The sequence below is a fragment of the Brachybacterium sp. Marseille-Q7125 genome (assembly GCF_023062615.1).
Classification (GTDB): Bacteria; Actinomycetota; Actinomycetes; order Actinomycetales; family Dermabacteraceae; genus Brachybacterium.
Genome location: NZ_JALLAL010000080.1, coordinates 1 through 6,916, shown reverse-complemented (window position 1 = coordinate 6,916; position 6,916 = coordinate 1). Strand labels below are relative to the sequence as shown.

At 69.6% G+C, this 6,916-nt stretch carries 5 protein-coding genes and 1 pseudogene; all 6 read left to right on the top strand.

Features of this window, described 5'->3' with window-relative positions; genetic code table 11:
* Positions 1 to 172: pseudogene (locus tag MU407_RS13275) on the top strand (LLM class flavin-dependent oxidoreductase); the annotation flags it as partial.
* Between the two features lie 373 nt (positions 173 to 545).
* On the top strand, positions 546 to 2,705 hold the full coding sequence (locus MU407_RS13270) for an ABC transporter ATP-binding protein (protein WP_102237448.1): 2,160 nt from the start codon (positions 546 to 548) through the stop codon (positions 2,703 to 2,705).
* Complete coding sequence (locus MU407_RS13265; protein WP_102237447.1) at positions 2,702 to 4,435, top strand: ABC transporter ATP-binding protein; 1,734 nt, start codon at positions 2,702 to 2,704, stop codon at positions 4,433 to 4,435. Before MU407_RS13270 ends, MU407_RS13265 begins: the two co-directional genes overlap by 4 nt.
* Before the next feature lie 39 nt (positions 4,436 to 4,474).
* On the top strand, positions 4,475 to 5,053 hold the full coding sequence (locus MU407_RS13260; protein WP_158239526.1) for an MptD family putative ECF transporter S component: 579 nt from the start codon (positions 4,475 to 4,477) through the stop codon (positions 5,051 to 5,053).
* Positions 5,037 to 5,738: an energy-coupling factor transporter transmembrane component T gene (locus MU407_RS13255; RefSeq protein WP_158239525.1), complete on the top strand. Its 702-nt coding sequence runs from the start codon at positions 5,037 to 5,039 to the stop codon at positions 5,736 to 5,738. Before MU407_RS13260 ends, MU407_RS13255 begins: the two co-directional genes overlap by 17 nt.
* Positions 5,735 to 6,916 (top strand): ABC transporter ATP-binding protein (locus MU407_RS13250; RefSeq protein WP_246958199.1); only part of this gene is annotated, 1,182 nt, incomplete at its 3' end. The genes MU407_RS13255 and MU407_RS13250, both read left to right, overlap by 4 nt.

Here is a 6,916-nt window from a genome sequence, read left to right as displayed (position 1 = left end):
GGAACTGGGCGTCAACGGCGCCTACTTCCGCGTCCACCACTTCGCGCAGCAGTCCGCCGCACCCATGCCGCTGCTCTCCGCGATCGCCGCCCGCACCGAGCGGATCGAAGTGGGCACGGGCGTGATCAACATGCGCTACCGGCTGCCGCTGTTGCTCGAGGATGAGGCCGCTTGGCGCGCCGGCCATCGGGCGGCCTGGATCCCGACCTTGCTGTGCGCGGTCGCGTTCGTCGTGGGAGCGGTGGGCACGCTCATCCAACGTGACGTGGAGGGCGTCCCGCGGTGGAGCGTCGGTGGCTGCATCGCGCTCGGCTTCCTCGCCCTCATCGGTTCCGCCTGCGCGATGGTGGGAGCGAAGCGGGCCGCCGAGCGGCACTGACTCCGCACTCCCCCGAGGCCCCACACCCCGGCACCTCTCTGCTGCGCGCACCCGGGCGCGCCCCTGTGTCCCACATCCCGGTGTGAGTATGATTCTCACTCGCCTCTAGAGCCTGCGGCGAGCAGTCGATATTAGGTTAGCCTTACCTAACTAGAAAGATATCGCGTTGCCCTCCACCGCCACTGTGCCCAGCACTCCACCCTCCGCCACCCCGCCCAGCAGCACCTTCACCGCCACCCCGATCCGATCCGCGTATTCCATCGGCGCTGATCCCGATCAGCCCCTGGGAGGCCAGCACTGCCTGGGCTACGTGGAGTTCGGCGGTAAGCGGCTGGACCCGGCCGTGCTCGAGGCCGCCGTCCCGCACCTGCACCGGCACCCTTCCTTGCGGGCCGTCATGCCCACCCCCGAGCATCTGATCGACCACAAGACCAAGCCACTCTCGCTCGTGGTCAACGATCTGCGCACCGCCCCGACCCCGAGGCGCAGCTGGAGCAGATCCGCCAGCAACTCGCCTGCTGCCACGCGCTCGCCGACTACCTCGCTGACATTCCCACCCCGGTTCCCACCCCAGGAGGCACCTACCGTGAATGAACCCCGTGCGGGCACGCAGCCACTTTTGCGGTTGCTGGCGCCCGTCGCCGTCCCCGTCATCATCGCCATCGTGCTGCAGATCGGCGCCGCCGTTGTCTCGGTCATCCCCTACCTGGCGATCCTGCGGCTGAGCCGCGCGCTGCTGGCGCAAACCCCTGATCCGCAGGCCGCCTGGGCGCAGGTCGGCTGGTTCCTCGGCGCCATCGGCTTGCAGACCCTACTGGGCTCCCTCGCGCTGCTGCTCACGCACTTCGCCGATGTGGAGCTGCAGGCACGGATGCGCCGCGACCTGACCGACACCCTCGGCCGGGTGCCGCTGGGCTGGTTCGATGACGCCGGCTCCGCGCGGGTGCGGCAATGCGTACAGAACGATGTGGACTCCCTCCACCACCTAGTCGCCCACAGTGTGGTGGAGGCCGTCGCCGCGGTGTTCACGCCGCTGGCCGGGGTGGCGTTCTGCTTCTGGGTGGATTGGCGGCTGGGGCTCGCCGCCCTCGCGCCGATGGTGCTCTACTTCGCGATTTACTCCCTGCTGGCTCGCGGGGACATGCGGGAGATCATGGCGCGGATCGCCGCGGGCCTTTCGCGGGTTAGCGCCGCCATCGTCGATTACGTCGGCGGGGTCGCGGTGCTCAAGGTGTTCGGCCGCGGCGGGGAGGGCTCGGCCCGCTTCACCCGCGTCTCCCGCGAGTTCCGCACCGAGTTCTCGGCCCTCGTCGGCCCGCAGATGAAGATCCAGTCGATCGCCCTGCTGGCCCTCGCCGGGCCGGCGGTGGCGCTGATCTGCCTGGGCCTGGGCACCTGGTTCACCGGCGCCGGATGGACCGCCCCGGGCGAGGTACTGGTGGTCACCATCGTCGCCCTGCTGCTGCCCAGCACCCTGTACACCGTCGCCGCCGCCACCCAGGCGCGCGGGGAATCCCTCGAGGCCGCCGCCCGGATCACCGCCCTGCTGGATGAGCCGCAGCTCTCCGAACCTACCGAGCCGGGCACGCCGAGGGGCCACGACGTGGTGATCGAGCACGTCGACTTCTCCTATGTGCCGGGCCGCAAGGCGGTCGATGACGTCTCCCTGACGGTTCCCGAGGGCGGCACCCTCGCCCTGGTGGGACGATCCGGCTCGGGCAAGTCGACGCTCGCCACGCTGCTAGCTCGCTTCCGCGACGTCGAGGCCGGCGCGATTCGCATCGGCGGCATCGACGTGCGCGAGATGAGCCCGGAGACCCTGCGCCGCACCGTCGGCATCGTGCTGCAGGACGTGCAGCTGCCCGCGATCAGCATTGCCGACAACCTGCGCCTGGGCAGCCCCTCCGCCACCGACGAGCAGGTGCGCGAAGCCGCCACGGCCGCCCGGATCCACGAGCGGATCATGCAGTTGCCCCGCGGCTACGACTCGGTCGTGGGCGAGGACGTCCGCCTCTCCGGCGGGGAGGCGCAGCGCGTGGCGATCGCCCGCACCCTTCTGATGGACACCCCGGTGCTGGTGCTCGATGAGGCGACCTCCGCCACCGACCCCGAATCGGAAGTGGAGATCCAGCAGGCCCTGGCGCGGCTCACCCGCGGCCGGACCGTGGTGGTGGTGGCGCACCGGCTGTCCACCATCGTCGACCTGGACGCCATCGCCGTCTTCGAGGAGGGGCGGGTGCTCGAGTACGGCACCCATGCCGAGCTCGTCGCCCGTGGTGGGGCCTATGCCGCGCTGTGGGCCGATTACCAGGGGGTGGCCGCATGATTCGCGCGCTCATCGACATCGGCGGCCCGGCCGCCCGCCGCGACATGCGGCGCTTCCTCGCCTTCGCCATCGCCCATGGCATCAGCCAGGGCGTGGCGCTTGCCGCCATGGTCCCCGTGCTCGCCTCGCTGTTCCACGGTGATATGCGCGCAGCCGGGATCTGGTTGCTGGTGCTGGCCGCCGCCGCGGCCATCCATGCCTTCCTGGTGGTGACCTCCACCCGGATCGGCTTCGCCGCCTCGATGAAGGTCATCGAGACCATGCACGATCGGCTGGGCCGGCACGTGGTCCGGCTCCCGCTGGGCTGGTTCGAGCCGCGGCAGACCGCCCGCATCTCGCACATCGCGGTGCGCGGCACCATGTTCGTCGCCCAGACGGCGATGGACATCCTCATCCCCTTCGTCGTCAACATCGTCACCCCGGCGACCATCACGGTGGTGGCCTACGCCTTCGACTGGCGTCTAGGGGCCGCGCTCACCGTGGCAGCTCCCCTCATCTATCTCGCGGCGCTGCTCGCGGGGCGCGCCACCGCCCGCGCGGAGGACCACCTGCACGACATCGCGATCGACACCGATAACCGGCTGCTCGAGTTCGCCCGCAATCAGGTGGCCCTGCGGGCCGGTGGCCTGCGCGGCACCGACTACACCCCCTTGGCCGAGGCCATCGAGGCGCAGCGCCGGGCGGGCCGCCGCTCCCTGTGGTCCCAGGTGTTCGGCCAGGTGCTGCAGGGATTCGTGGTGCAGGCCGTCTTCGGTGCCCTGGCGGGCCTCGCCGTGCTGTGGGCGCTGGGGGGAAGCGCCGACCCGGTGCTGATGGTCGCCATGATCGGGCTGATCGCCCAGTTCACCGGGCCGCTGCGGATCCTCGCCGATCTGGGCACCGCCCTGCACCGGGCGGGAACCGAGGTCGGAGAGGTGCGCGACATCCTGACGCTGCCGACGCTGCCGGAGCCGGAGACCTCCCGGGGCACGCCCCGTGACGGAACCATCGAGCTGGACGGTGTCCACTTCCGCTACGGCGAGCGCCCGCTGCTGAACGACCTGGACCTGACCGTCCGCCCCGGCGAAATGACCGCCCTGGTCGGTGCCTCGGGATCGGGCAAAACCACCATCACCCGCCTGGTCGCGCGTTTCCACGACGTCGATGCCGGCGAGATCCGCATGGGCGGCATTCCCCTGCCCGAGCTCACCGAGGCCGATCGGATGCAGCACCTCTCCCTCGTCTTCCAGGACGTCTACCTCTTCGACGACACCTTGGAAGCGAATATCACGCTGGGGAACCCGGACGCCGATACCGCCGCGATCCGGCGGGCCGCCGAGCTCGCGCGGGTCGACGAGATCGCCGCGCGACTGCCCGAGGGCTGGCAGAGCCGGGTGGGCGAGGGCGGCAAGCTGCTCTCCGGCGGCGAGCGGCAGCGCGTCTCCATCGCCCGCGCCCTGGTGAAGCAGGCCCCCGTGCTGCTGCTCGATGAGGCGACCGCCGCCTTGGACCCGACCACCGCCCGCGCCGTGCAGTCCGCTCTCGACGCCCTGCCGAAGCAGACCGCCATGCTGGTCATCGCCCATCAGCTGGACACCATCGCCCGCGCCGACACCATCGCCTTCCTCGAGGGCGGCCGCATCGTCGAGCAGGGCAGCCACGCCGAGCTGCTCGAACGAGACGGCCGCTACGCCCATTTCTGGCGGCAACGCGAACAGGCCCAGGGCTGGCGCGTCGCCGCCGATTCCTGACGACCAACGATTCCCACCCCTGCACACAAAGGAAACACCTTGAAATTCACTCCCAAAGAGCTCATTGCCCTGGGCATTTTCACCGCCGTCTATACCGTCATTTACATGGCATTCAATATGCTCGGGGCGGTCGCGCCGATCCTGCAGCTGGTGGGCGCCACGCTCGCTGCCCTGCTGAACGGCATCACCTTCATGCTCTTCCTCACCCGCGTGCGCCACGCGGGACTGATCACCCTGATGGCGCTGCTGCTGGGCATCCTGGTGACGATCGCCGGCCACCACCCCATCAGCATCGTCACCGCCCTCGTGGCGGGAATCGCCGCAGACGTCATCGCCTCCCGCGGCGGATATCGCGCCACGGTCCCGACCGTGGTGGCCTATGGCGTGTTCAACCTGTGGGTGTCCGGCGGTTACCTGCCGCTGCTGTTCATGCGCGATTCGGTGCTCTCGGAATATCGCCGGCAGATGGGGGATCAGTGGGCCGATGCATTCAATGCACTGTTCAGTCCTGCGGTCATCATTTTGCTGATCATCGGCACCGTGGTGGTGGGCATGATCGGTGGGTGGATCGGTCGGCGTGCGCTGTCCAAGCATTTCGAGCGTGCCGGACTGGCCTGACGTGTTCGATGTCCGGTCCCTCGTCTTCACGGTGGTCACCCTCGACGCGCTCGTCCTCGCCGCCCTCCCCCGCCGCATCGACCTGCTGGCGCTCGCCGTCCTGATGCTCCTGCTGCTCGCCTACCGGCTGTGGCGTCAGCTCTTGGCACTGGTGGCTCTGGCAGTGGTGTTGCTGGGCGCCGCCTGGTTGCTCAGGTTGGGCAGCGGTCCGGTGGTGGGGGCGCTGGGGATCGCCGTGCTGTATCTGTGGCGGTACTCCCTGGCTGGAGCATTCGGCTGGTTCCTCATCACCCGGGTGAGGCCCACCGAATTCATGGCGGCGATGACCCGCATGCGCATCCCCCAGTTCCTGGCGGTACCCATCGCGGTGGTGCTGCGCTTCGTGCCCACCGTGCTGACCGAGGGCCGGGCGATCATCGATGCCATGCGCATGCGCGGGCTGCTCGGCGGTCCGCTCTCGGTGCTGCGCCACCCCATCCGCACCGCGGAATACCTGGTCATTCCGATGCTGGCCGGGGCGGTGCGGGCCGGTGACGAGCTGACCGCCTCGGCGCTGTGCCGCGGTTTCGGCTCCCCGGGGCGGCGCACCACCATCGTCCAGCTGCATTTCGGGGTGGCCGATGTGGCGCTGATGCTCGTGACGGTGGCGGTGGCCGCCTACGGATTCGGGGTGGGGCTGCGATGAGCGAGGCCGTACGGCTCAGCGGGGTCACGGTGCGCTACCCCGGCAGCACGGATGAGGCACTGCGCGACATCGACCTCACCCTCCATGCCGGGGAGGTGATGCTGGTGACCGGCCGCAGCGGGTGCGGGAAATCCACCCTCACGGGCCTGGTGAACGGCCTGGTGCCGCATCTGCACGCGGCCGAGATCAGCGGCGAGGTGGAGGTGCACGGCCTCACCCCGGCCGAAGAGGAACTGCATCAGATGGGGCGCGTGGTATCAACGGTCTTCCAGAACCCTAGGACCCAGTTCTTCTGCGCCGATTCGACGGCGGAGATGGCCTTCGCCGGGGAGAACGCCGGGCTGGAACCGGATCTCATCCGCCGGCAGATCGCTGCTGTCACCGAGAGGTTGTCGATGACCCGCCTGCTGGGGCGGCCGGTCTCGCAGCTCTCGGGCGGCCAGAAGCAGCAGGTGGCGATCGCCGCCGCGGCGGTCAATGATCCGCAGCTGTATGTGCTGGACGAGCCGACCTCGAATCTCGACGATTCCGGGGTCGAGGCGGTGCGGAGGCTGCTGGGGCACCTGCGGGAGGCGGGCTCCACCGTGCTCATCACCGAGCATCGGCTGGCGTTCCTGCGCCGGCTGGTGGACCGGGTGGTGGTGCTCGATCGCGGGCGGATCGCGATGGACGTGCGGGCCGCGGAGTTCTTCGCGCTCGACGATGAGCGGCGGCGTGAGCTAGGCCTGCGCCGACTGGCGGAGGAGGCGGGATCAGCGTCGCCGGCGGGCGCCCGGAGCGCCGCGGAACAGGGCACTGGCAGCCTCGAGGTGGAGGGGCTGTCCTACCGCTACCGTCGCGGGCTTCCCCCTGCCCTCGTGCTGGATCGCCTGCATGTCCCCCGCGGTCGCGTCACCGTGGTCACCGGACCCAATGGAGCGGGGAAGTCCACCATGGTGCGGGTGCTGTCGGGGCTCGCCCAACCGCAGCGCGGCACCATCCGCCTGGACGGCAAGCCGCTCGATCGGCGCGCGCTACTGGCTTGCAGCCACGTGGTCATGCAAGACGTGAACCTCGGGCTTTCATCGTTGAGGTGTCCGAGGGGTGGTCGTAGACGCGGAAAGGTGCTCCTGACCTGGAAGAATAGGGCTTACTTAGGGTCCAATTCTCCAAGGTCGAAGGAGCACCTTCAGGGTGAA

Bases quoted from the DNA above. Each gene is read 5' to 3' on its own strand.
- MU407_RS13265 (WP_102237447.1), top strand. From the start codon at position 2,702: ATGATTCGCGCGCTCATCGACATCGGCGGCCCGGCCGCCCGCCGCGAC.